This window comes from Nonomuraea sp. NPDC046570, from assembly GCF_040645915.1.
Classification (GTDB): domain Bacteria; phylum Actinomycetota; class Actinomycetes; order Streptosporangiales; family Streptosporangiaceae; genus Nonomuraea.
In genome coordinates, this window is the sequence record NZ_JBEYZF010000011.1 from 171790 (window position 1) to 196422 (window position 24633).

Below are 24633 nucleotides of genomic sequence, written 5' to 3' on the forward strand. Positions count from 1 at the left end.
GATCTGTCAGCCGTTCTCGTAGAGCTTGACGGTCTCGTCCTTGAGCCGCTTGACGAAACCAGCCGCGTCCAGCTTGCCGTTGAAGAAGTCCGCGTTGGCCTGCTCCCACACGTTGCTCACCCACTGCGGCGCGACCGCGGAGGCGTTGTCGCCGGGCAGGAAGAAGTTCGAGCCGGCGGCCAGGAACTCCTTCTGGTAGTCGGCGAGCGCGGCCGGAGCGGCAACGTCGGCACGCGGGGTGAGGTTCTTGGCTTCGGACGAGATTCCGGCGAGACGATCCTTGTTCATGAAGAACTGAATGAACTTCTTGGCTTCAGCCGCATGCTTGGCTTTGGCCGGAATCGCGAAACCGATGACCCCGGCATCGGCGGCGCCGTTGCCCTTGCCTCCGGCGACCGAGGGGAAGGGGAATGAGCGGTACTCGAACCCGGGCGCGGCCTGCGGACCGGTCTCACTCGGCGCCCAGGTGCCCATGAGCAGGATGTCGGTCGGCGTCTTGCCGGCGGCCCAGTTGTTCTGCTGCGCCGGCCACTTCGTTCCGTTGAAGTCCTTGACGATGTAGCCGCCCTTGATCAGCTTCTCGATGTCCTTCGCCGCCGCGAGGAACGCCGGGTCGTCGAACGTCGCGCCGGTCTTGTCCTGTGCGGCCTTGTTGAGCAGGCCAGGGCCGCCGTGCCGGATGATGGACCAGGTGGTCCAGTAGGCGTCGTAGAACTTGATGTCCCCGTCGAGCGCCAGCGGCGTCCGGCCCTTCGCCTTCTGGGCGTCGAGCCAGGCGATGAATTCATCCCAGGTCCCCGGCGGCTTGGCGGCCAGGCCGTTGTCGGCGCCGGCGTTGTACCAGATGGTCGAGCCCACGACCTCGTAGGGCACGATGTAGGGCTCACCGCCGCTCGTCTTGTACGTGTTCAGCAGGCCGGCGGGGATCACGTCGCCCACCTTCTTGCTCTCGCCGTCGATGGTCGCGGAGTACAGGTCACCGAGGCCCATCACGCCGTTGACCTTCGCGAGGTTGCCGGCGATCGCGCCGCCGTCCTGGTCGGTCAGGTCAGGCGGGTTGCCGGTGTTCAACCTCGCGGCGACGGTCTTGAGCACGTCGCGGCCACTCCACTGGACATTGACCTTGATCTTGGTGGTTTTGGTGAACTGGTCGATGGCAGCCTGGAGCACCTTCTGCTGATCCTCGCCCTGCTTCCACATGGACCAGTAGGTCAGCTCGCCACCCGCTTCGGTGGCGGCCCCCTTGCCACCACAGGCGGCAAGGGGTGCCGTGACCAACATCGCGACCGCGACGGCGCGGAACACTCGCCGTTGCCGGAAAACCTTCATGGACATCCTTCTTCCAGTTGAGACAGTCCGTTTGGAGCCGTGTCACCCCATCCGGAAGTCGTAGGGTCTGGGGACAGGGTTCTCTTCACGCACACGCTGCGGTGGCAGTGAAGAATGACGGGCCTCGTGGTAGCGGAACCACAGTTCGCCGAGAGAGTCCTCGCCCTCGCGCAGGTCGTCGACGACCAGGCTGGCGTCGGCCATGCGCGTTGCCCGTTCCAGTCGGCCGGCCCCGACCGCGGCCGTACATTCGAGCATGCGGATCCGGCCATGTGTGCGCAGCTCGGGGGCGAGCTCGTCGATGAACGCCAGTGCTTCTGCGGGATCGATTTCCAGAAGCGCGTCCACGGCTTCCACGGCGAGCGCGCGCACGAGCGGCACCATGCCGTGTGCTTCGCGAAGCAGGTCTGCCGCCAGGTGGATGTCGCCGGACTGCCGCGCGAGCACGGCCAGATTGCGCAGTGCCCATGGGTTGCGCGCACTGGCCACCGACGACGTCCATGCCGAGAACGCGCCGTCGGGGTCGCCGGAGTGGTGCAGCGCGACGCCCAGATGCAGCAGCGTCACCCAGTTCGGGGTGGCCGCCTCCAGGAGCGCCTGCCACGCGGGGCCGACCTGGTAGGACACCGGCGCCTTCGTAGGCGATCCCGCGGTCATCTGACCGGTTTCCAGCAGTTGCCGCCAAGGCTCCTGATCCGGACCCAGAGTGGAAGCGGCGAAGGGGGTACCGGGCAAGTCGAGCCTGCGCAGCCGGGACTCCAATGCGCCCCAGCCGGAACCCGCGTAGAGCATTTCGGTGGGTGGCTGGTCGAGGCATCCCTCAATACCGTCCACAGTGGACCTCGGCAGCATGGCCTCCAGTGCCGCCTCTGGATCGCCGTCCGCACGCAGCAGCCCATAAGCCTCGACCCACGACCAGCTTTCGCCGGCAGGCAGGGGAAGGTGCTCCAGTTGCGTACGGGCCAGGCCCCCTTGAATCTCCAGATAGGGCAAGCCCGGCGGGGACAGCCACTCCTGCCAGCGTTGTCCGCCAGTGCCCTGGCCCCACACGAACAGCTTCCGCCCGGCCAACCGGTCCGTTGACGTGTGCACCAGGCCCGAACCGTCCGCCATGAGCGCGGCGATCCACTTTCTCTGCTCGCGGGGGATATCGAAGAAGTGATCAGTAGCGCGCTTCAACGCGAAGGGATCATCATCGGGGGCGGTGACGTACTCAAGCGTCACGCCGTCATGCCCGCGCCAGGCGTGGGACGCGGGCGCCAGCACGCGCATGCCCGGTTCCTCGGGGACGGCGATGTTGGACCACCAGTAGACAGGCACCTCGTGCGGATTCGGGTTGAGGATCCTGACCTGGACGAACAAGACCGGTGAGTCGGCCGGGGCCCATACGTCGAGCTGATACACCAGCCCGCGCATCCGTTCCCACTCCCACAACCGGAGCACCTCGATGCCATCCGGCCGGAGGACCCGAGCGGCGTGTACGGGCGCGCAGGTCAGCGCGGTATGGCCGGTCGTGCCCAGATTCCACTCGACACCACCGGCGAACCAGGCGTTCCGCAGGGACAAGTTCGCCAGTTGCACCACGGGGTTGCGGTGCAGCAACTCCCGCCCGGTCGGCTTGTGCACAAGCGACCACATCCGCCCGCCCAGGCCAAGAAGGAACTCGGCCCGCAGGACGTTGCTTTCGACAACGGCGGTCGGGAGTGCCCGGTCGGTCAGGTCCCGGGGGTATCCGTCCTGAATGGTGTACGGCAGCACGGACGCCACCCGCCCGTAGCCCAGGTTGCGGGCCATAGTCTCGTCGGCCTCCGCCACCTGTGCGGGAGCGGTGACCAACTCCGTGGTGACCAGCGAGGGCAGCGGATTGTCGTCGCCCAGATCAGCCACTGGGATTCTCATAGCCGACAAACGGACCTTGCTCATCGGCCCACCTCAGCGACGGGTCGTCCTGTCGGAGTGACCACAACGACCACTGCCCATGTCGCCTTCATTCGCCAACCACCTTCACGATCGGATCGATCGACCTGCCGGAGACGAGGGTCGCCCGCAGACTTTTAGATGTCACATAAATAAGTGCTCGAAGTAAAAGTCCAGTCCATGCGCGTCGTCAAGGGGTGGCGGCCATGCCGTTACCGATTCGTTCCCCGGCGGGCCGGCAGGCGGACAGGGTGCGACGCCGTTGCTACGGCTTGACAGGCAGCCCAGCATGGGACGGCGCTCACTTCGTCAACATCGGTGGCTTACGGCATGCCTGCGGACTCCAAGCCGCTCAGCACCCGCAGGTCCTCATGTATTTTCGTAGTCGCATACAAATAGCGGGAAGGACCGCAAAGCCCAAGGTGGATGTCAAGGAGAGAGCAGGGTCGTGACCGAGCCGATGCCAAGTGCCGCCAGGGATCAGACGATAGTCCGCCGAGCCAACGAGCTGTCAGTGCTGGCCGTGCTACGTGATGGGACACCTCGGGTCATGCGGGAGATCGCCGACCAGACCGGGCTGTCGTGGCGCACAGCGAACGTGGTGACCGAGTCGCTGGAGGCGCACGGCTGGCTGGCCAGCAGCGAGGCCGGTCCGAACGGGAAACGCCTGGGGAGGCCGGCGCGCGGGTACCGGTTCCGGGCCGACGTCGGCCATGTGGCCGGGATAGACATCGGAGCGCACGCGATCTCCGTCTACGTCGCCGACCTTGCCGGGACGATCGTCGGCAGCCACCGCGTCAAGGTGTCGCCGTATGATTCCGCGCCCGACCGGCTGGCCGCCGCCGAGGCCGTACTGCGGGCAGCGCTTGCCGCCGCCAAGCTCGACGAGGTCGGCGTGTGGGCCGGGGCGGTGGGGACCACGGGCATCGTCGATCCGGAGGGCGGCGTCACCAAGTCGGCCGTGCTTCCCGGCTGGGTGGGCGTCAACCCCGGCAAGCACCTGGCCGGCATTCTGCGCTGCCCGGTCTCCGTGGCCAACGACGGAAACCTGGCCGTCCTGGCCGAACGCTGGCGTGGGCACCACGCGGACACCATGATCTACCTGCTGACCGGTGTACGGCTGGGGGTCGGGCTGGTCATCGCCGGCCAACTGCACCGCGGCTCGGCCGGCGCCGCCGGCGAAATCGGGGAGATCCACGAGTTCGGCTGGCACGACGCCGCAGAACGGCTGGCCGCGGCCGCACCCGACCCGGTGAGCGATCGCAGCCATGCCGCGAAACAGGTGTTCCAGGCCGCACGCGACCACGACGCCACCGCCGTCGCGGCCGTGGAGCAGTTCGCCACCGATGTGGCCCGCGGGCTGACCGCCATGGCCTTGACGATCGACCCCGATCTGGTGGTGCTCGGCGGCGGCTTCGCCTACGCCGCCGACCTGCTCCTCCCCCTCCTCGGCGAACGGCTGGCCCGCAGTTGCCCCCACAATCCACGCCTGGAGGCCTCCCAGCTGGGCGAGGAGTCGGTGGGCTTCGGCGCGGTCCGGCTGGCCTTGGACACTGTTCAGCAGCGCATATCGACACTGGACAGCGGCACCCAGCTGACGCCGGCCGCGATCCGGATGGCCCCTTGACAACCTGGCGGACCCACCTCTTTACTCAAGGCACTTATTTATGTGCCTCCGAAAATACAGGGAGGGTTCATGTCAGGCTTAGGCCAGATTCTCGCAGCCTTCACCACCACCGTCGCGACCACCGCGGTCGTCGTGACGGCACCGGTGGCCGCGTGGGCAGCACCCCCGCTTCCCCCGGACACCACGTACAGCGTCACGACGGGGGCCTCAGGCCGCAACCAGTACGTCAGCGACTCCCCGGCGTCGCTGTTCGTCGACAAGGACGGCACCTTCTACACCCAGCAGTCCGCGGCCCTGTACGGCCCGAAAGACCCGCGGCACTGGGACTTCTTCACAGGCACGAATCTGGACGACGCATCACGATCGTCAGCGATCAGCGACGCCGTGAACCCGGCCAACAGCCTGGACCGCAACAACGACACCACCTGGCGCTGCAACAACAGCCCGACGGGCCGCATCGCCACCACTCCCGCCGGGAGCACGCTCCAGAAGAACTACTGCGATCTCATCGGGACCTGGGTCGATCCCGACACCGGCGACTGGATCGGCCTGGTGCACAACGAGTTCACCATGGGCCCGTTCGGCGACGGGATGCACTACGATTCGATCGACTACGCCGTCTCGACCGACCAGGGTAAAACCTGGGACATCAAGGGCCACGTGCTCACCTCGCCGTACAGCACGAACCGAGGTGACACCGCGGCGTTCCCGAACCAGACCTACTACTACGGGGACGGCGACCAGCGCCTGTTCGTCGATGCGGCATCCGGCTACTTCTACGTCTACTACGGCTCCACGATCATCAACAAGCCCGGCGGTTCCGGCAACTGGAGCATGCGGTACGAGCATGTGGCCAGAGCGCCCATGTCGGGCAAGATGGCGACCGGAACCTGGCAGAAGTGGTTCGACGGGGCCTGGGGCGAGCCGGGCGTCGGTGGCAAGGAAAGCAACATCGTCCCGGTGACGTCGTCGAACCCCAACGGCTACACCCCCGTCGCCGACGAGTACGACCCGGCCAACACCGGCTACATCGACGAACAAGTTGCCGCCGGCAAGATGCCCGGCCAGTCGCCACTCCTGTACATGAGCGTCACCTACAACGCCTACCTGGGCTTGTACCTCGCCGCAGCCAACCCGATCAACCCGAACGATTCCCGGCATGCCGAGCCGCTGTTCGTGACCGATGATCTCTCCACGCAGAAGTGGCACCAGATCGGCGACACCGGAGACATCACCTACGGCGACTACTGGTACCACTGGTTCGCCGATACGGGAAGCAAGACCAGCGGGACGATCGTGGGCCGCACCTACCGCGAGTACTGCGACTACAGCTGCCCGAGCGGGCGTGCGGAGTGGCGCGAGATCACCATCGGCACCTCCAACCCGGCCGCGCCGGTCGACCCAAGCCTGTCGTACCGGATCACCAGCACCTCCGGCAGGACTCTCGCCCAGGTGTCCGGCTCATCGGCGACCACATCCGTGTCCTCACCCACCGGCTCCGCCCTGAAAGCCTGGTCATTCCACCCAACCGGGGACGGATCTTACACCATCATCAACTCCGGCACGGGGCACGCCCTCGGAGTCGACTCCTCCACCACAGCCACCCGCGCATGGGCGACTCAGCTCACCGCCACCCCGGTGAACTGGAGTGTCGGACAGCAGTGGTTCATCATCAAGAACACGTCACCCTCCAATTCCTACCGGCTCGTCAACCGGTACAGCGGCCTCGTTCTCGGTATGTCGTCGGATTCCGACCGCCTGGCCGAGACCACCCCGTCACGGTCCTGGACGGATAAGACCGGCAGTCCGGTGGGCGACGCCCGCAAGGCATCCGAGCAGACGCTCAAGCTCAAGCCGGTCGGGCAAGCCCCCAATCTGGCCCTGGACAAGCCGGCCACGGCCCAGAGCAGCGAGCCTGGCGCCACCCCAGAGCGAGCCGTCGACTCGGACACAGGCTCCTACTGGGCGGCCGGACCGCTGCCGCAGTGGTGGCAGGTCGACCTGCAGAACGTCTACGACCTGAGCAAGGTCACCATCGCCAACCACGTGCGCGGCGCCCGCTACTACCACTACGACATCCAGGCCAGCATCGACGGCACCACCTGGACCACCGTCGCAACCAAGAACAACGACACTCGGGCCACCAAAAAGGGTGACAGCTACGCCGTCCATGCGGCTGCCCGATACCTGCGGGTCAACATGACCGCGAATTCCACCGGTTCCAGCGGATACATCACCAACTTCACCGTCAACGGACTACCAGCACCCAATCTGGCGCTGGACAAGCCCGCCACGGCCCAGAGCAGCGAATCCGGCGCCACCCCCGAGCGAGCCGTCGACTCGAACCCGGAAACGTCCTGGGCCGCCACCGGGCCGCTGCCGCAGTGGTGGCAGGTCGACCTGCAGAACGTCTACGACCTGAACAACGTCGCCATCACCAACTCCGCGGACGGCACGCGCTACTACCGCTACAACATCCAGGCCAGCACCGACGGCAGCACCTGGACCACCGTCGCAACCAAGGACAACGATTCTCCGGCCACCAGCACCGGTGACAGCTACGCCGTCAACACGACAGCCCGATACCTGCGGGTCAACATGACCGCCGGTTCCGGCGGACACATCACCAACTTCACCGTCAACGGACTACCAGCACCCAATCTGGCGCTGGACAAGCCCGCCACGGCCCAGAGCAGCGAGCCCGGCGCCACCCCAGAGCGAGCCGTCGACTCGAACACCGGCTCCTACTGGGCGGCCGGACCGCTGCCGCAGTGGTGGCAGGTCGACCTGCAGAACGTCTACGACCTGAGCAACGTCACCATCACCAACTACGCGGACGGCACCCGCTACTACCGCTACAACATCCAGGCCAGCACCGACGGCACCACCTGGACCACCATCGCCACCAAGAACAACGACACTCGGGCCACCACCACCGGTGACAGCTACGCCCTCACCACAACAGCCCGATACCTCCGGGTCAACATGACCTTCAACTCCGCCAACCCCAGCGGACACATCACCAACTTCACCGTCAACGGGAAGCAGCACCCCTAGGGATGTGAACCAAGACAGCCCCGATCCCCCACAGGGCGGATCGGGGCACCCGTTCCTGAAACCTCGCGTTCGCGAGGCGCGGCCGGAGGGAGAAGAAGACGAGCCGGCCTGTAGGCCGGGTTCTGTGATCGGCTTGCGCCGACCGGCGACCATCCATCTAGGGCCGTCGTTGCCGACGGCCTCAAGCGGTCTACCCGCGCGACTCGGACGGGCCGTCCTCGAACGCCGCGCGCGGAACGTCTCTTACGAGGCGCCCCTTCTTGACCTTGCTCCGGGTGGGGTTTACCTAGCCGCCCACGTCACCGTGGGCGCTGGTGGTCTCTTACACCACCCTTTCACCCTTACCTCCCGCAGGCGGGAGGCGGTCTGCTCTCTGTGGCACTTTCCCGCGGGTCACCCCGGGTCGGTGTTACCGACCACCCTGCCCTGTGGAGCCCGGACCTTCCTCGGCGGGCTCCCGGAGGAACCCGACGCGGCCGCCCGGCCGGCTCGTCTGCGCACAGCTTAGCAACCCCCAACCGATCTCCAACCGATCGACAAGATCAACAAGGTGGAATGGTCCACGTCACCGCCTGAGGGGGCGGTGGCGCCCTTCGGCCGCGCCGGGCCACCTGGCGGTGTCCGGCGCGGCCGACCATACGGTCGGCGGGGATCCACGACCACCGGAGGGGCGACGGGGCGGGTGCGGCCCGCCTTCAGCCCGGTGGTCGAGGTACGGCTACCGCTTCAGCGCAGGTGTGAGGTGTCGTTGAACGCCTTCACGACCTCGTTGCCGTCCGCGTAGTACTCGATCAGGGACAGGCACGCCAGGTCGAGATGCATGCGGTACAGCGCCTCCGGCGGCGCCATCAGCGCGAACCGCAGCAGCAGCTTGATCGGCGTGACGTGCGAGACGGCCAGGATCGTCCGGCCCTCGTAGCGTTCGACCAGCCTGTCCCTGGTCGCCTGGACCCGCCGCGCCGCCTCCTGGAAGCTCTCCCCCTCCGGCGGCGCGACGGCCGGGTCCGCCAGCCAGGCGGCCAGTTCGGCGGGCCAGCGTCGCTGGATCTCGGTGAACGTGTAGCCCTCCCAGGCGCCGAAATCGGTCTCCCTGAGCCCTTCGTCCACGACGACGTCGAGCCCGGCCCGCCCGGCGACGGCCTCGGCGGTCTGCCGGGCCCGCTTCAGCGGCGAGCTGACGATGACATCGATCCGGTACGGCTCGCGCGTGAGCCTCTCGGCGGCGGCGGACGCCTGGGCCAGGCCCCTCGGCGTGAGTTCGGGATCGCCCAGGCCGGAGAACCTGCGCTCGACCGACAGCGGGGTCTCGCCGTGCCTGAGCAGCAGCAGCGAGGTGGCCACCCTGGTCGGCGGCGCCCAGCCGGTGCCCTTGGTCCGCTCGCCGGAGACCTGCGAGGCGGACGGAGCCGACAGATCGGAAATGTCGCCCGAGTCAAGCAGATCGGTCTGCTCGTGCGCCCCGGTCCGCGGCGTCCGGGAGGGGGCGGTCGTGCCGCTCGCCTTCCAGGTCAGGCCCTTGGCGGCGGCGTCCATGGCCTCGTTCGCCAGGCGGTCGGCGTGCTTGTTGCGTTCGCGGGGGATCCATGTCCACTCGCGGACGCGCAGGCGGCGCGCCAGGTCGCGGGCTTCGAGGGCGAGCGGGCGCAACCCCTCGTTCTTGATCTTCCAACGGCCGGCCATCTGCTCGATCACCAGCTTGGAGTCCATCCGGACCCGGACCTCGGCCCCGTCCCCGGCCAGCCGCAGCACCTCGGCCAGCCCGGCGATCAGCCCCTTGTACTCGGCGACGTTGTTGGTCGCGACGCCGATCGCCTCGGCGGCCTCGGCCAGCACCTGGCCGTCGGCGGCGTCCATGACCACGGCGCCGTACCCGGCGGGGCCGGGGTTGCCCCGGGAACCGCCGTCTGCCTCGATGACGTACGTGGTCACAGGCCTGACTCGGGGGTCCGGACCAGGATCCTGCGGCACTCCTCGCAGCGCAGCACCTCGTCGTGCGGGGCGGCCTTGATGCGGTTCATGTCGGCGATGGACAGCGACACCTTGCAGCCCTGGCAGCGTCCGCCGTGCAGCATCGCGGCGCCCACGCCGTACTGGCCCCTGAGCTTCTCGTAGAGGCTGAGCAGGTCGGCGGGGATGTCGGCGGCGAGGGTGCCGCGCTTGGCCTGGGCCTCGGACGCCTCCTTGTCGATGACGACGAACGCGGCGTCGCGGCGGTCCTCGGCGGCGGCGCGGGCGGCGGACAGCTCGTCGCGCTGCGCGCTCAGCTCGGTGACCTTGGTGTCGGCCGCCTCGCGGCGCTCCATGATCTCCAGCACGACCTCTTCGAGGTCGCCCTGGCGGCGGTGCAGGGAGGCGATCTCGGACTGCAGGCTGGACAGGTCCTTCGGGGAGGTGACCTGGCCGGAGTCGAGGCGCTTCTGGTCGCGTTCGGCGCGGGTGCGCACGGTGTCGACGTCGCCTTCGGCCTTGGTCTGCTCGCGGGCCAGGTCGCCGGCCTCGGTCTCGGCGGCGATCACCTGGGTGGCGAGCTTGGCGTGGCGCTTCGACTGCTCGTCGATCTCCGCGAGCTCGGGCATGGTGCGCCGGCGGTGCGCCAGGCGGTCGATCACCGAGTCGAGCGCCGCCAGGTCGAGCAGTCGCTTCTGGGCTTCAGGGGCTGCTTTCATGATCAATATCCTCTTGTCCAAGCATCGGTGACCGTGGCGGAGACGCGCGTCTCAACGTTAACGCCACTCGAGGCCAGGATGGACGCCGCGCTGTCGAGCCAGGGCCACTCGGTGGCCCAGTGCCCGGCGTCGATCAGGGCGGGGCCGCCCGCCTCGACGAACTCGCTGACCGGGTGGTGGCGGAGGTCGGCGGTGAGGAAGACGTCGACGCCGGCGGCGCGAGCCGTACCGAGGAGGGAGTCGCCCGCGCCCCCGCTGACGGCCACCCTGGAGACCGGGCGGGACAGATCGCCGGCCACGCGCAGGCCGCCGGGCGCGCGCGGCAGCCCGGCCGCGGCCTGCTCGGCGAACTCGCCGAGCGTCATCCGCCGGGGCAGGTCGCCGACGCGGCCGAGGCCGCGCCACGGGTCGTCGTCGAACGGCCGCAGCGGCACCAGGTCGCCGACCAGGCCGACCGCGCGGGCCAGCGCGTCGGAGACGCCGGGATTGGCGACGTCGGCGTTGGTGTGGGCGGTGTAGAGGGCGATGTCATTCTTGATGAGGGTGTGCACCAACCGACCCTTGGGCGTGGTCGCGGCGACGCTGGTGGTGCCGCGCAGGTACAGCGGGTGGTGGGTGACGATCAGGTCGGCGCCCCAGTCGAGCGCCTCGTCGGCCACCGCCGCCACCGGGTCGACCGCGAACAGCACCCGGCGCACGGTCAGGGCGGGGTCTCCGCACACCAGGCCCACCGCGTCCCACGATTCGGCCCTGGCCGGCGGGTAGGCCGCCTCCAGCTTTTTGATGACATCTGTCAGTGTCGCTCCAGCCACCTGGGCAGACTACCGGCCGGGGAGCATGAACACCGGGACTGTCATCCGAACATGGTTCGGCGTACGGTAAGCGCATTCTGACATGCGGAGGGGCGGGTATGACGCCAAGGGTCGCGATCATCGGCGCGGGATTCGGCGGGCTGTGCATGGCGATCCAGCTCGAACGGGCCGGGATCACGTCGTACACGGTGTTCGAGAAGGCGGGCGATCTCGGCGGGACCTGGCGGGACAACACCTATCCGGGGGCGGGCTGCGACATCCCCTCGCATCTGTACTCCTTCTCCTTCGAGAAGTACGCGAGCTGGACCCGCCGCTACCCCGAGCAGCCGGAGATCCTCGAATACCTCAACCGATGTGCTGATAAATACGACGTCAGGCGAAAAATCCGGTTCGGCACCGAGGTCGCGTCCGCCGCGTTCGACGGCTCCCGCTGGCAGGTGACCACGGCTCCCACGACGGCCGGCGCGCCAGGCCCGGCGGCGACCTCCGCGCCGGTCTCCCCGGCGACGGAGTCGTTCGACGTGGTGGTGGCCGCGGTAGGTCAGCTCAACCGCCCCGCCCTCCCCGACATACCCGAAATTTCCACCTTCGAGGGCACGAGTTTCCACTCGGCCCGCTGGAACCACGCCCACGACCTCACCGGCAGGCGCGTGGCCGTGATCGGCAGCGGCTCCTCCGCCGCCCAGTTCATCCCCCGCATCGCCCCCAAGGTCGCCCACCTCGACGTCTACCAGCGCACCCCCAACTGGGTCATCCCCAAGGCGGACGCCACCTTCGGCCCCCTGACCAGGCTGGCCTTCCGCGTCGTCCCCGGCCTGCAGCGCGCCTACCGCGAGTGGATCTACCGCTACGCCGAGGCCGTCCTGTACTCCGCCCTGGCCCGAGGCTGGTCGGAGAACCTGGCCAGGAGAAGCGCCCTCGGCCACCTGCGCGCCCAGGTCCCCGACCCGGAGCTGCGCGCCAAGCTCACCCCCGACTACCCCCTCGGCTGCAAGCGCGTGGTCATCGACAGCAGCTTCTACCCGGCCCTGACCAGGCCGAACGTCGAAGTGGTGACCGAGAAGATCAGCCGGATCGTCCCCGCGGGGGTGGAGACGGCCGACGGCGAACTCCGCGAAGCGGACACGATCATCTACGCCACCGGCTTCCGGACGACGGAGTTCCTGTCGCCGATCGAGTTCACCGGACGCGGCGGGCGCACGCTGAGCGAGCAGTGGCGGGACGGCGCCGAGGCGTACCTCGGCATCGCGGTGCCGAACTTCCCGAACCTGTTCCTGCTGTACGGCCCCAACACCAACCTGGGCCACAACTCGATCATCTTCATGCTCGAATGCCAGGTCAGGCACATCATGTCCTGCCTGCCACACCTCACGGAGCACGGCCCGATGGAGGTCAGGCCGGCGGCGATGGCCGCGTGGCGCGGCCGGCTCGACGCCACGCTGGAGACCATGGTGTGGGGCGACGGCTGCCAGAGCTGGTACCAGAACGCGGCGGGCCGTGTCACCAACAACTGGCCGGGCCCCACTCCGCTCTACCGCAGGCTCACCGGCATGCCCCCGCTTCCCGCCTACCGCTTCGGCTAGATAACGTCGCCGTCATGACGTTGCACCACAGGGCCGTCGTGGCCGACACGCATAACGACCTGCTCATGGCGGTCTCCGCCCGGCCTCCCGGGCGATGGTCCGCCTTCTTCCGCGAGCGATGGCTGCCGCAACTGGAAGCGGGCGGGGTGAACCTCCAGGTGCTGCCGGTGTTCATCGACAGCGAGTACCGCCCCGAGGGCGCGCTCAGGCAGACCCTCCGCATGATCGAGTGCGCGCACGTCCTCGCCGAGGGCAACGCCGACCGGGTACGGCTCTGCCGCGACTCCGCCGAGATCGACCAGGCCCTGGCCGACGGCAGGATCGCCCTGGTCCTGGCCATGGAGAGCATGCCCGGCCTGGACGCCAGCGTGGAACTGATCCCGACGCTGTACCGGCTCGGCGTCCGGGTCGCCTCCATCGCGCACTGGGGCCGTACCCCGCTGGCCGACGGCAGCGGCGAGGACGCCACGGGCAGCGGCCTGACCTCGCACGGCGTGGCCGCGCTCCAGGAGATGGAGCGCCTCGGCATCGTCTTCGACGTCTCCCACCTGGGCGCCTCCGGCGTGACGCACGTGCTGGAGCTGGCCACCAAACCGCTCATGGCCACCCACTCGGCGGCCCGCGCGCTGCGCGACCACCACCGCAACCTCACCGACGAGCAGCTCAGGGGCGTGGCCGCCACCGGCGGCGTGGTCTGCGTGAACTTCCTGGCCGCCTTCCTCACCGAGGACGCCCGCTCGTGCACGATCGACCACCTGGTCGACCACATCGAGCACGTGGCGCAGGTCGCCGGCATCGACCACGTCGGGCTCGGCCCGGACTTCATGCGCGAGGTCACCACCGACCTCACTCCCCCGTGCTGCGACGACGCCAGCTACAGCGGGATCGATTCACTGGCCGCCATCCCCGGGCTCGAAGGTCCCGAGGGCCTGCCCATGGTCACCGACGCCCTGCTCAAGCGGGGTTTCACCGAAGAGGAGATCGTCAAGGTGCTCGGCACGAACGTCCAGCGGCTGTTCAAGGCGGTGCTCGCGTGATCGAGGACCTTGAGGAACTGGTGCGCTGCGAGTCCTTCTCCGCCGACCTGGAGGCGGTCGCGCGCAGCGCCAAAGTGGTGGCGGCGCAGGGCAGCAGGCTGCTCGGCGCCGAGCCCGAGTACATCGTCATCGACGGCGTCACCCACCTGCGCTGGACCTTCGGCACGCCGAGGGTGCTGCTGGTCGGCCACCACGACACGGTGTGGCCGATGGGCACGCTGGAGCGGCACCCGTGGTCGCTGGTCGACGGCGTCGCGCGCGGACCGGGCGTCTTCGACATGAAGGCGGGCCTGGTGCAGATGTTCCACGCGCTGTCCGGGCTCGGCTCGCTCGACGGGGTGAGCGTACTGATCACCGGTGACGAGGAGGTCGGGTCGATCAGCTCCACGCCGCTGATCCAGGACAGCGCCCGCGGCCTGGCGGCCGCGTTCGTGCTGGAGGCCAGCGCCGACGGCGGCGCGCTCAAGACCGAGCGCAAGGGCACCTCGATCTACCACCTCGACGTGTACGGCAAGGCCGCGCACTCCGGCCTGGAGCCGTGGAACGGCGCCAACGCGGGCGTCGAGCTGGCCCACCAGATCCTGCGCATCGCCGGCATGGCCGCCGAGGAGGGCACACCGGGGGTCACGGTCACCCCGACGGTCCTGTCCGGCGGCACCACGCTCAACACGGTGCCCGCCGAGGCGCGGGTGGGCGTGGACGTGCGGGTGCCGACGGTACGCGCCCAGACCCGGCTGGACGAGCTGATGCACGCCCTCACCCCGCACACGGCGGGCACCCGGTTGGAGGTGCGCGGCGGGCCCAACCGGCCGCCGCTGGAGGCGGCGAGTTCGGCGGGGCTGTTCGAGCTGGCCCAGTCGATCGCGGCGCGGCTCGGTCAGCCGCCGCTGCTGTCGGCGTCGGTGGGCGGCGCCTCGGACGGCAACTTCACCGCCGGGGTGGGCTGCCCGACGCTCGACGGCCTGGGCGCGGTGGGCGGCGGCGCGCACGCCGACCACGAGCACGTGATCGTGGCCGAGATGCCGCACCGGACGGCGCTGCTGCGCGGCCTGGTCGAGGCGGTGCTAGCGACGTCCTGAGCCTGGGTAGGTTCCAGGCGTGGACTACCAGCAGGCGGCCGCCAGGAGCGGCGTGGAGATCCGCGAGCTGCGCGAGATGCGCGAGTTCGCGGAGGTCTTCCGGCTGTTCGACGTCATCTGGCGGCCCGAGCCCGGTAACCCGCCGGTGACGGTCGAGCTGATGAAGGTCATCTCGCACGCCGGCGGGTACCTGGCGGGCGCCTACGAGGACGGCGCGCTCGTCGGGGCGTCCGTCGCGCTCCTGGCGGCGGGCGGCGGCCTGCACTCGCACGTCACCGGCGCGTCGATCGGCCGGGGCATCGGGTACGCGCTCAAGCTGCACCAGCGGGAGTGGTGCCGGGAGCGCGGCATCGGATGGATCACCTGGACGTTCGACCCGCTGGTACGGCGTAACGCGCACTTCAACCTGGTGAAGCTGGGCGCCATGCCCGGGGAGTACCTGGAGGACTTCTACGGCCCGATGGCCGACGCGATCAACGAGGGGGACGCGTCGGACCGGGTGCTGGCGGTGTGGCGGCTGGAGGAGGAGCAGGTTCCGGCGCGGGAGCCGTACCGGGGCGTGGTGGGGTTGCGGGAGGTGGAGGGGCGGCCGGTGGCCGGGACGGTCGAGGGGGACGTGGTGCTGGTGGGCACGCCGGAGGACATCGAGAAGCTGCGCCACACCGACCCCGAGGCCGCCAAGGCGTGGCGGTTCGCCGTACGGGAGGTGCTGGGCGGGCTGATGGCCGCCAGGGGGAAGGTCGTGGGATTCACCCCCGAGGGCGAGTATGTGGTTAACCGGGGGATTCACGGGGATTCCTGAGGCTGCTGGAGTCCCAAGAGCTAGTCGGCAAGGCCGTCCTATCGCGGAAGGCATTCTTCCGCGATAGCGGGCAAAATGGACGCATGCTGGAAACCTCGGCCCGCCTGCTCAAGCTGCTCTCCCTGCTGCAGGCGCACAAGGACTGGTCAGGGCCGGAGCTGGCGGAACGGCTCGGCATCTCCACCAGGACGGTGCGCAACGACGTGGAGCGGCTGCGCAGCCTCGGCTATCCGGTGCACGCCACCCCGGGCGTCTCGGGCGGCTACCGCCTGGGCGCGGGGGCGGCGCTGCCGCCGCTGCTGCTCGACGACGACGAGGCGGTGGCCGTCGCGGTCGGGCTCGGCCGCGCCGCGGGCGGCGGGGTGGCCGGTATCGAGGAGACCTCGGTGCGCGCGCTGGCCAAGCTGGAGCAGGTGCTGCCGTCCCGGCTGCGGCGCCGGGTGAACGCGCTGCACGCCTACACGGTCCAGATCCCCGGCACGGCGCCCGAGGTTCCGCCGGAGACGCTGACCACGATCGCGAACGCCGCCCGGGACCGCGAGCGGCTGCGCTTCGACTACACCGGGCACGACGGCACGGCGACGACGCGCGACGTCGAGCCGTACCGGCTGGTGCACCGGCGTGGCCGCTGGTATCTGGTGGGCTGGGACGTGGAGCGGCAGGACTGGCGGACGTTCCGGGTGGACCGGCTCGTCCCGCGCACGCCCACAGGGCCGCGCTTCGCGGCGCGCCAGCTCCCGGAGGACGGGGATTTCGCCGGGTACGTGGAGAAGGGCATCAACACCGCGATGTGGCGGTACCAGGCGACGGTGCTGCTGCACGCGCCCGCGGAGCGGATGCGGGGGCTGCCTGCGGGAATGGACATCGAGCCGGTCGACGAGCGGAGCTGCCTGATGCGGACGGGCGGCGACGACCTGACGGCCATCGCGGTGTGGATCGGCTACCTCGACGTGGACTTCGAGGTGCTGGACCCGCCGGAGCTGGCCGACCGCCTGCTGCGCGTCGCCGCCCGCTACCAGCGCGCGGTCAGCGGCCGGTAAGGGGACGGTCAGCGCCCCGCCGCACGCTGTACGGCATGGACATCAAGCAGATCGCGGGCAGCAGGAACGACTTCCAGCTCGTCCGCCACCTCACCGTCACCGGCAGCCAGTTCGAGATCGGCCGGGCGCTGGCCGAGGAGGCCAGGCGGCTCGGCTGGGCCCCCGTCCCCGGCGATCCGGTGGTGAACCGGGCCCGGATGGCCTGGTTCGAGCGGCACTGGCCGCAGCACCACGCCCGGATGGACGGCGCCGCCGCCGTGCTCGGCCTCGACCCGAACCAGGACGACCTCGTGCTCGACGGGCAGTACGGCCTGCCGGTGGACTCCGGCTGCTCGGCCCTGTGGTGCCCGCCGTCCGCCTCCTCCGACGGCCATGGACGGATCGGCCGCAACTACGACTTCTTCACCAGCACCACCGGCGAGGTGATGGGCGGCGCCGCCACCCCGGGCGAACTGCCGATGGCGGCCAGGCCGCACGTCATCACCACGCTGCCCGACGAGGGCCTGGCCAGCACGGTCATCACCATGATGGACCTGGACGGCTGCATGGACGGGATCAACGAGGCGGGCCTGTCGGTGGCGCTGCTGATGGCCGACGTCGCCACCGCCGAACCGCCGCAGGACTCCACGGCCCAGGTCGGGCTCGGCCAGCTCCACCTCCCCCGGTTCCTCATGGACACCTGCGAGAACGCCGAGCAGGCCAAGCAGGCGCTGCTCGGGGCCAAGCAGTACGACCACGGGCTGCCCTGCCACTACCTCGTCGCCGACGCGAGCGGGCGGGCGTTCGTGTGGGAGCGCGGCTCGGACGGCCGGGAGCACATCGTCGACCTCGGCGACGGGCCGCTGTGCGTCACCAACCACCTGCTGCACCGCCACCCGGATCCGATGAACCTGCCGGAGGACACCGAGCTGACCTTCGACACCTTCCGGCGGCTGCGCACGCTGCACGAGCGCAGCAAGGGCGTCACGATGTCGCCGGACGACCTGCGGGAGAGCATGCGGGCCGTCCAGGTGGACGCCGATCCGGCCAAGCCGTGGCGGACCACCTGGAGCAGCGTGTTCGACACGGCGGACCGTACCCTGTCCACCCGCTTCTACCTGGGCGACGGCCCGGACGGTCCGCGTTACACCGAGGAGGTCGTGCTCTCAGCCGCCCGCTGAGGCCAGGTACTGTTCGCGGACCTTGCCGCGCGACAGCTTCCCCGTCGGCGTGCGGGGCAGCTCGTCGCGGTACTCGACCACCTTGGGGTGCTTGAACCTGGCGAGGCGCGGCACGCAGTGCGCCATCAGCCCGGCGGTCAGCTCGGGGCCGGGCGTGACGCCCTCCACGGGCTGGACCAGCGCGACCACGTTGTGCCCCCACTCCGCGTCGGGCACGCCGATGACCACCACGTCGGCGACGGCCGGGTGCTCCAGGAACGCGGCCTCGATCTCGGCGGGGTAGATGTTGACCCCGCCCGAGACGATCAGGTCGGTGCGCCGGTCGCACAGGAACAGGAAGCCGTCCTTGTCCAGGAAGCCGATGTCGCCCGGGGTGTACCACTCGCCGCGCATGCTGGAGGCGGTCTTCACCGGGTCCTTGCGGTACTCGAAGGTGCCCAGCGAGGACTTGATGTAGATCATGCCGGGCTCGCCCGCGGGCAGCTCCATGCCGGCCTCGTCGAGGATCTTCGCCTCGAACGTGGGCGCGGGCCTGCCGACGGTGCCGGGCCTGGCCAGCCAGTCGCGCGGCTTGACGGCGAAGGCGATGGCGGACTCGGTGGAGCCGTAGTACTCGTACAGCACCGGCCCCCACCAGTCCATGATCCCCTGTTTGACCGCGATCGGGCAGGCGGCCCCGGTGTGGATCACCTGCCGCAGCGAGGACACGTCGTACGCCGCCTTGACCTCGTCGGGCAGTTGCAGCATCCGGTGGAACATGGTCGGCACCATCATCGCGTTCGTCACCCGGTGGCGTGCGACGAGTTCGAGGATGCCGACCGGCTCGAACTTCGGCGTGATCACCACGGTGTGCCCCAGGTGCAGCGCGAACTGGGTGTGCGCGCAGGGCGCGGAGTGGTACATCGGCGAGGTCACCAGGTGCACGCCGTCGCCCGGCCTCAGGTCGCACACCTCGCCGAGGAACCAGGTGTAGAGCGGCACGACCGACTCCGGCGGCGCGCCGGGCAGCGCCCGCTGCACGCCTTTGGGGAAGCCGGTGGTGCCGGAGGTGTACCACATGACCGCCCCGGAGGTGCGTTCCGCGGGCGCGCCGGTGGGCTGCCCGGCGGCCAGCCCTTCCACCCCGACCTCGGCCCCGGGTACGGCCCGCGCGTACGCCTCCCCGGCCACCACCACCCGGGCTTCGGAGTCGCCCAGGATGTAGGCGATCTCCGGCTCGGTGAGGTGCCAGTTGACCGGCACGTGGTAGAGCCCGATCTGCCCGGTCGCCATCAGCATGACCACGGCGTCCAGGCCGTTCGGCAGCACGCCCGCGACCACGTCCCCCTCGCCCAGGCCGCGGGCCCGCAGGCCGTGCGAGACCTGGTTGACCCGGGCGAGCAGTTCGCCGTAGCTGGTCGTGCAGCCGTCGGCGTCGATCACGGCGGGCCGGTCGGGGTCGGCCTCGGCGATCGCGTAGAAGCCTGGCGACTGGCTGATGTCCATCACAGCTCCAGCAGGTCGGCGAGTCGGACGCGGTGCGTCCTCGGCGGGCCGAGCAGGACCTCGTCGGCCTTGGCCCGCTTGTAGAACAGGTGGGCGTCGTGCTCCCAGGTGAAGCCGATGCCGCCGTGCAGCAGCAGGTGGTCGCGGGCCACCTCGAAGCAGGCCCGGCCGACGTAGGCCTGGGCGAGGGCGGCGGCCTCGGGCAGCTCCGCCGGGGACTCGTCGGCGGCCCAGGCGGCGTAGCGGACGATCGACTCGGCCTGTTCGAGCTTGCCGTGCATGTCGGCGAGCTTGTGCTTCACTCCCTGATAAGACCCGATATATCGGCCGAAAGCCACCCGGACTTTGGCGTAGGCGACGATGGCGTCCAGCGCGGCCCTGAGCACGCCGAGCTGCTCGGCCGCCAGCGCGACCGCGAACAGGTCCCGGATCCCCTCGACCGGGCCGGGGATCACCCGCGCGCTCGCCCGCTCGAAGGTGACCCTGGCCTGGCGGCGGGTGAGGTCGAAGGTGGTGAGGGCTTCGCGGGCGACCCCGGAGGCGGTGGCGTTCACGGCCACCAGGCCGTGCTCGGTCCCGGCGAGGATCACGTCCGCGTCGAGGCCGTTGATCACCTGCTCGGCCACGCCGTCGAGCAGGAGCTCGCCCTGCCCGCCGGGCCCGCCGGTGAGGGCGCCGTCCAGGAGGTAGGTGGCGGTGATCCGGCCCTCGGCGATGCCGGTGAGCAGGTCCTTGTCCGGGGCGCGGGTCAGCGCGATGGTGGCGAGGACGGTGGCCAGGAACGGGCCCGGGAGCAGGGCGGCGCCGGTCTCCTCCAGGGCGACGGCGAGGTCGGCGTGGCCCGCGCCGGCTCCGCCGTACTCCTCGGGGATGATCAGGCCGGACAGGCCGAGTTCGCCGTTGAGGCGCGCGTAGACGTCGCGGTCGTAGCCGTCGGCCGAGTCGAAGGCGGCGCGGACGGCGGGCAGCGGTGCGGCGGAGGCGAGGAAGGAGCGGACCGCGGCGCGCAGTTCCCGCTGTTCCGGGCTGAGGACGAGTTTCACGCCTGGGTCCCCACCTTCAGGTCCTTGAACGGCACGGTCTTGTCCACGCGGGGCTCGGGCGGCAGGTTCAGCACGCGGTCGCCGACGATGTTGCGCATGATCTCGTTCGTGCCGCCGCCGAGGGCCATCGCGGGCGCCAGAGCCAGCGCGTGGGCCAGTGGGTCGTCGCCGACGAGCGCACCGGGCCCGGCCAGCGAGGTGGCCAGGTCGGCCTTGAACATGGTCAGCTCGGCCAGCAGCAGTTTGGCGGCGCTGCCCCGGGCGCCGGGGAAGATCCCCGCCCGGGTCTCCTGCGACAGGCGCTGGTTGAACAGGGCCAGCGCGCGCGAGCGGATGTGCAGCTCGACGAGCTGGTCGCGGACATAGGGATCGGCGGCGTCGACCCTGCGGCGCAGCGCCTCCAGCGAGGTGGGGTCGTCCTTCTGGCCGCTCATGCCGACGCCCGCGGAGATCGACAGCCGCTCGTGCAGCAGCGTCGTGACGGCGACGCTCCAGCCGTCGTCGGCCTCGCCCACCCGGTGCGCGTCGGGGACGCGCACGTCGTCGAAGAAGATCTCGTTGAAGAAGGCCCGCCCGGTCATGTCCTTCAGCGGGCGCACCGTCACGCCGGGATCGCGCATGTTCACCACGAACATGGTCAGGCCCCGGTGCTTGGGCACGTCCACGTTGGTGCGGGCGAGCAGCAGGCCCCAGTCGGCGTGCTGGGCGACCGACGTCCAGACCTTCTGCCCGTTGACGATCCAGTCGTCGCCGTCGCGGACCGCGCGGGTCTGCAGGCTGGCCACATCGCTGCCCGCCCCCGGCTCGGAGAAGAGCTGGCACCAGACCTCCTCGCCGCGCAGCAGCGGCCGGACGAAGCGCGCGCGCTGCTCGTCGCTGCCGCGGTCGACCAGGGTGGGCCCGGTCATGCCGAGGCCGATGGAGAAGATGTAGAGGGGCAGCGAGTAGTGGCGGGCCTCGGCGGCGAAGGCGCGCTCCTCCTCCTGGGTCAGGCCCTGTCCGCCCCACTGTTCCGGCCAGGTGATGCCGGAGTATCCGGCGTCGTAGAGCTTGGCCATGAATTCCCGGGGGTCGTCGGTGCCCGCGTTCTCCGCGAGCCAGGCCCTGGCCGTGCGCCGGTAGTCATCAAGGTTCACGACGTCTCCTTGGCATCAGTGTTCACTTACTCTAACCAGCCGCCCCGGAGCCGTACAGAGCATTGCTCTGTAGGGAGATTTGTTGGCTTTTGGGGTCGAATCTCCGAAAATTGGAGGTGAGGCCACCTAGTGTGATCATCTGATCACCGGGGGGAAGGCGTGGTCAAACGGTTCGGGGGCTCAGTGCGCGCCCGGCTGACGCTCATTGCCAGCGTCGTCATGGCGCTGCTCTGCATCGTGGTGAACTCGCTGCTCCTCTACGCGGTGAACGACGCCGCCGTGGAGTACGAGACCAACCGGGTGACGAGCGCCGCGATGCGGGTGATCCACCTGCTCAAGCGCGGCGAGCTGCGCCCGGTGGTGGTCGTGGACGTCTACGGCGCCCAGGTGGTCAACAGCACCGGGCAGGTGGTCTCGGCCTCACCGAACTTCGTGGGCCGCCCGCGCATCATCCAGGACGAACCAGACATCGACGCCACCACCCACCACCGGACCTACTGCGACATGCCGGAGCTCCCCGACACCTGCCTGATCGTCTCGGCGTTCCGCGTCTACCAGGACGACGGCGACTGGGTGGTGTACGCCTTCGGGGAGACGGTCCCCTGGTACGTCCACCCCTGGGGCCTCGCCTTCCTGATCGGCATCACGATCTGCGCGGTCGCCATCACCTGGTACGGCACGTCCCACACGATCGCCAGAACCCTCGCCCCGGTCGACGCCATACGCGCCAAACTTGCCGACATCACCGCCACCGACCTCGGCCAGCGCGTCCCGGTGCCGGACGACGACGACGAGATCAACGCCCTGGCCCGCACCGCGAACCAGACGCTGGACCGGCTGGAGGCCGCCGTCGAGCAGCAGCGCCGGTTCGCCTCCGACGCCTCCCACGACCTGCGCAGCCCCATCACCGCCATGCGCGCGCAGGTCGAGGAGACCCTGCTGCACCCCGAGGACGCGGACTGGCCGCACATGGCCGAGGCGCTGCTGGCCAGCCTCGACCGGCTGCAGGCCATCGTCACCGACCTGCTCATCCTGGCCAAGCTCGACGCGGGCGCGCCGACCGCCCAGGAGCACGTCGACCTGGCCGAACTGGTCTCCTCCGAGCTGGCCACCCGGCACGGCGACAAGGAGATGGCCACCGATCTGCGGCCAGGCGTGACGGTGGTCGGGGACCGGCTGCGGCTGTCCAGGCTGCTGGCCAACCTGCTGGACAACGCCGCACGGCACGCGGAGAAGGTCATCACGATCAAGGTCAGGTCCGAGAACGGCGACGCCGTCCTCGAAGTGCTCGACGACGGCGCCGGGATCGCTCCCGAGCAGCGCGAGGTGGTCTTCCAGCGCTTCACCCGGCTGGACGCCTCGCGCAGCCGCGACGCCGGCGGCACCGGACTGGGCCTGCCCATCGCCCGCGAGATCGCCCGGGCCCACGGGGGCACGCTGCGGATCGCCGACTCCGCGGGCGGCGCGCGGTTCGTCCTGCGGCTCCCAGGAGGCTGACCATGCTGACGAACTGGTCGGTACGCCGCCGCCTCACCATGCTGGCCACGGTGATCTCGCTCGCGGTCTGCCTGCTGGGCGGGACCCTGATCACGGCGCTGGGCCACCTCGTGCTGACGGAGTACGCGACCGAGCGGGTGGCCGGCGCGGCCCGGCGGATCACCTACAACGTGGAGCGCCTGGCCCCCGACGGGATCAGGGGCATCACCACGACCGAGCAGATCGACCTGATCCAGGTGGTCGACGAGCAGGGCCGGGTCCAGCAGGCCAGCCTGCGGCTCGTCGGCGACCCGCCGCTGACGACCGCGAAGCCCCCGGGGGACGACGGGCGCGTCGACGGCACGATCTGCACCACCGAGGTGCCGGGCGAGCGCTGCCTGATCATGGTCGGGTTCCGGGTCCGGGTGGAGGACGCCTACTGGATGGTCTACGCCTTCACCGGCACGATCCCCTGGTACATCCATCCCCTCTACCTGCCGATCATGGGCCTGGTCACGCTGCTGATCGTCGGCCTGATCACCTGGATCACCTCGCTCACCGCGGGGAAGGCGCTGCGGCCGGTGAAGACCATCAAGAACGAGCTGGCCGAGATCACCACCACCGACCTCGGCCGCCGGGTGCCGCCCACCCCGCACCGGGACGAGATCGGCGACCTCGCGCTGACCGTGAACCAGACGCTGGACCGGCTGGAGGCCGCCGTCGAACAGCAGCGCCGGTTCGCCTCCGACGCCTCCCACGACCTGCGCAGCCCCATCACCGCCATGCGCGCCCAGGTGGAGGAGGCGATGCTGCATCCGGAGGACGCCGACTGGAACGCGACGGGCGAGGCGCTGCTGTCCAGCCTCGACCGGCTGCAGGCCATCGTCTCCGACCTGCTCACCCTGGCCAAGCTCGACGCGGGCGCGCCGGGGGCCAAGGAGCCCGTCGACCTGGCCGAGCTGACCACCTCGGAGCTGGCGCGGCGGCAGGTCGGCAAGCGGATCGTCCACGACCTGGCGCCGGGCGTCGTGGTGACGGGCGACCGGCTGCGGTTGGCCCGCCTGCTCACCAACCTGCTGGACAACGCCGAACGGCACGCCGAGACCACCATCACCGTCACCGTGGCCCGAGGCGAGGAGGGCGCGGTCCTGGAGGTGCAGGACGACGGCGCGGGGATCGCCGCCGAACAGCGCGAGGCCGTCTTCCACCGCTTCACCCGGCTGGACGCCTCGCGTAACCGCGACGCCGGCGGCACTGGACTGGGCCTGCCCATCGCCCGCGAGATCGCCCAGGCCCACGGCGGCACGCTGTGGCTCGCCGACTCGGGGAGCGGTGCACGGTTTGTCCTTCATCTGCCCCTACGCAACAGTTACCATGAGTAATA

At 69.9% G+C, this 24633-nt stretch carries 18 protein-coding genes and 1 other RNA gene; 10 read left to right on the forward strand and 9 right to left on the reverse strand.

Features of this window, described 5'->3' with window-relative positions:
* Positions 1–6: 6 nt before the first annotated feature.
* On the reverse strand, positions 7–1329 hold the full coding sequence (locus ABZ911_RS19920; RefSeq protein WP_358057366.1) for an ABC transporter substrate-binding protein: 1323 nt from the start codon (positions 1327–1329) through the stop codon (positions 7–9).
* A 42-nt stretch (positions 1330–1371) separates the two neighbouring features.
* On the reverse strand, positions 1372–3252 hold the full coding sequence (locus tag ABZ911_RS19925) for a DUF5107 domain-containing protein (protein WP_358057369.1): 1881 nt from the start codon (positions 3250–3252) through the stop codon (positions 1372–1374).
* Between the two features lie 544 nt (positions 3253–3796).
* Here ABZ911_RS19925 and ABZ911_RS19930 point away from each other — a divergent pair.
* Complete coding sequence (locus ABZ911_RS19930; RefSeq protein ID WP_358057372.1) at positions 3797–4873, forward strand: ROK family protein; 1077 nt, start codon at positions 3797–3799, stop codon at positions 4871–4873.
* A 69-nt stretch (positions 4874–4942) separates the two neighbouring features.
* Positions 4943–7930: a discoidin domain-containing protein gene (locus ABZ911_RS19935; protein ID WP_358057375.1), complete on the forward strand. Its 2988-nt coding sequence runs from the start codon at positions 4943–4945 to the stop codon at positions 7928–7930.
* 95 nt (positions 7931–8025) lie between these two features.
* On the opposite strand, the gene rnpB is transcribed toward ABZ911_RS19935, so the two are convergent.
* The 4 genes from rnpB to ABZ911_RS19955 form a co-directional block, all read right to left on the reverse strand.
* Positions 8026–8422: RNase P RNA component class A (gene rnpB, locus ABZ911_RS19940), an RNA gene on the reverse strand.
* A 234-nt stretch (positions 8423–8656) separates the two neighbouring features.
* Entirely contained in the window at positions 8657–9859 is a 1203-nt protein-coding gene (locus ABZ911_RS19945; protein WP_358057378.1) for a bifunctional RNase H/acid phosphatase, read from the reverse strand.
* Positions 9856–10596, reverse strand: coding sequence for a C4-type zinc ribbon domain-containing protein (locus tag ABZ911_RS19950; protein ID WP_358057381.1), 741 nt, complete (start codon positions 10594–10596; stop codon positions 9856–9858). The genes ABZ911_RS19945 and ABZ911_RS19950 overlap by 4 nt, the downstream gene beginning before the upstream one ends.
* A 2-nt stretch (positions 10597–10598) precedes the next feature.
* The gene (locus tag ABZ911_RS19955; RefSeq protein ID WP_358057384.1) at positions 10599–11408 is read right to left on the reverse strand and encodes a Nif3-like dinuclear metal center hexameric protein; all 810 of its coding nucleotides are present in this window, start codon (positions 11406–11408) and stop codon (positions 10599–10601) included.
* A 98-nt stretch (positions 11409–11506) separates the two neighbouring features.
* Here ABZ911_RS19955 and ABZ911_RS19960 point away from each other — a divergent pair, with 98 nt between their 5' ends.
* The 6 genes from ABZ911_RS19960 (at position 11507) to ABZ911_RS19985 (ending at position 18109) form a co-directional block, all read left to right on the forward strand.
* The gene (locus ABZ911_RS19960) at positions 11507–12991 is read left to right on the forward strand and encodes an NAD(P)/FAD-dependent oxidoreductase (protein WP_358057387.1); all 1485 of its coding nucleotides are present in this window, start codon (positions 11507–11509) and stop codon (positions 12989–12991) included.
* A 14-nt stretch (positions 12992–13005) separates the two neighbouring features.
* On the forward strand, positions 13006–14028 hold the full coding sequence (locus ABZ911_RS19965; protein WP_358057390.1) for a dipeptidase: 1023 nt from the start codon (positions 13006–13008) through the stop codon (positions 14026–14028).
* Positions 14025–15107: a M20 family metallopeptidase gene (locus ABZ911_RS19970; protein ID WP_358057393.1), complete on the forward strand. Its 1083-nt coding sequence runs from the start codon at positions 14025–14027 to the stop codon at positions 15105–15107. The genes ABZ911_RS19965 and ABZ911_RS19970 overlap by 4 nt, the downstream gene beginning before the upstream one ends.
* Positions 15108–15126: 19 nt before the next feature.
* Positions 15127–15909 carry a GNAT family N-acetyltransferase gene (locus ABZ911_RS19975; RefSeq protein WP_358057396.1) on the forward strand — a complete coding sequence of 261 codons (783 nt, stop codon included), beginning with the start codon at positions 15127–15129 and terminating at the stop codon, positions 15907–15909.
* Positions 15910–15992: 83 nt separating this feature from the next.
* Positions 15993–16949, forward strand: a complete 957-nt coding sequence (locus ABZ911_RS19980; RefSeq protein ID WP_358057399.1) for a YafY family protein — start codon at positions 15993–15995, stop codon at positions 16947–16949.
* A gap of 35 nt (positions 16950–16984) precedes the next feature.
* The gene (locus tag ABZ911_RS19985) at positions 16985–18109 is read left to right on the forward strand and encodes a C45 family peptidase (RefSeq protein WP_358057402.1); all 1125 of its coding nucleotides are present in this window, start codon (positions 16985–16987) and stop codon (positions 18107–18109) included.
* Here the strand turns inward: ABZ911_RS19985 and ABZ911_RS19990 are convergent.
* The 3 genes from ABZ911_RS19990 to ABZ911_RS20000 are packed head-to-tail and all read right to left on the reverse strand — an operon-like array spanning position 18095 to position 21773.
* Positions 18095–19594, reverse strand: a complete 1500-nt coding sequence (locus ABZ911_RS19990; RefSeq protein WP_358057405.1) for an AMP-binding protein — start codon at positions 19592–19594, stop codon at positions 18095–18097. The genes ABZ911_RS19985 and ABZ911_RS19990 overlap by 15 nt on opposite strands.
* On the reverse strand, positions 19594–20637 hold the full coding sequence (locus ABZ911_RS19995) for an acyl-CoA dehydrogenase family protein (protein WP_358057408.1): 1044 nt from the start codon (positions 20635–20637) through the stop codon (positions 19594–19596). The genes ABZ911_RS19990 and ABZ911_RS19995 overlap by 1 nt, the downstream gene beginning before the upstream one ends.
* On the reverse strand, positions 20634–21773 hold the full coding sequence (locus ABZ911_RS20000) for an acyl-CoA dehydrogenase family protein (RefSeq protein WP_358057411.1): 1140 nt from the start codon (positions 21771–21773) through the stop codon (positions 20634–20636). The genes ABZ911_RS19995 and ABZ911_RS20000 overlap by 4 nt, the downstream gene beginning before the upstream one ends.
* A gap of 159 nt (positions 21774–21932) precedes the next feature.
* Between ABZ911_RS20000 and ABZ911_RS20005 the strand changes: the two genes are divergently transcribed.
* Both ABZ911_RS20005 and ABZ911_RS20010 read left to right on the forward strand, forming a co-directional pair.
* Positions 21933–23270 (forward strand): HAMP domain-containing sensor histidine kinase, encoded by a 1338-nt coding sequence (locus tag ABZ911_RS20005; protein ID WP_358057414.1) that lies wholly within the window; start codon positions 21933–21935, stop codon positions 23268–23270.
* A 2-nt stretch (positions 23271–23272) separates the two neighbouring features.
* Positions 23273–24631 (forward strand): HAMP domain-containing sensor histidine kinase, encoded by a 1359-nt coding sequence (locus tag ABZ911_RS20010; RefSeq protein ID WP_358057417.1) that lies wholly within the window; start codon positions 23273–23275, stop codon positions 24629–24631.
* Positions 24632–24633: the final 2 nt, after the last annotated feature.

Coding starts and splice junctions, on each gene's coding strand:
- ABZ911_RS19990 (WP_358057405.1), bottom strand. CDS start 19,594: ATGGACATCAGCCAGTCGCCAGGCTTCTACGCGATCGCCGAGGCCGAC.
- ABZ911_RS20010 (WP_358057417.1), top strand. CDS start 23,273: ATGCTGACGAACTGGTCGGTACGCCGCCGCCTCACCATGCTGGCCACG.
- ABZ911_RS19950 (WP_358057381.1), bottom strand. CDS start 10,596: ATGAAAGCAGCCCCTGAAGCCCAGAAGCGACTGCTCGACCTGGCGGCG.
- ABZ911_RS19985 (WP_358057402.1), top strand. CDS start 16,985: ATGGACATCAAGCAGATCGCGGGCAGCAGGAACGACTTCCAGCTCGTC.
- ABZ911_RS19965 (WP_358057390.1), top strand. CDS start 13,006: ATGACGTTGCACCACAGGGCCGTCGTGGCCGACACGCATAACGACCTG.
- ABZ911_RS19935 (WP_358057375.1), top strand. CDS start 4,943: ATGTCAGGCTTAGGCCAGATTCTCGCAGCCTTCACCACCACCGTCGCG.
- ABZ911_RS19980 (WP_358057399.1), top strand. CDS start 15,993: ATGCTGGAAACCTCGGCCCGCCTGCTCAAGCTGCTCTCCCTGCTGCAG.
- ABZ911_RS19930 (WP_358057372.1), top strand. CDS start 3,797: ATGCGGGAGATCGCCGACCAGACCGGGCTGTCGTGGCGCACAGCGAAC.
- ABZ911_RS19960 (WP_358057387.1), top strand. CDS start 11,507: ATGACGCCAAGGGTCGCGATCATCGGCGCGGGATTCGGCGGGCTGTGC.
- ABZ911_RS19925 (WP_358057369.1), bottom strand. CDS start 3,252: ATGAGCAAGGTCCGTTTGTCGGCTATGAGAATCCCAGTGGCTGATCTG.
- ABZ911_RS19920 (WP_358057366.1), bottom strand. CDS start 1,329: ATGAAGGTTTTCCGGCAACGGCGAGTGTTCCGCGCCGTCGCGGTCGCG.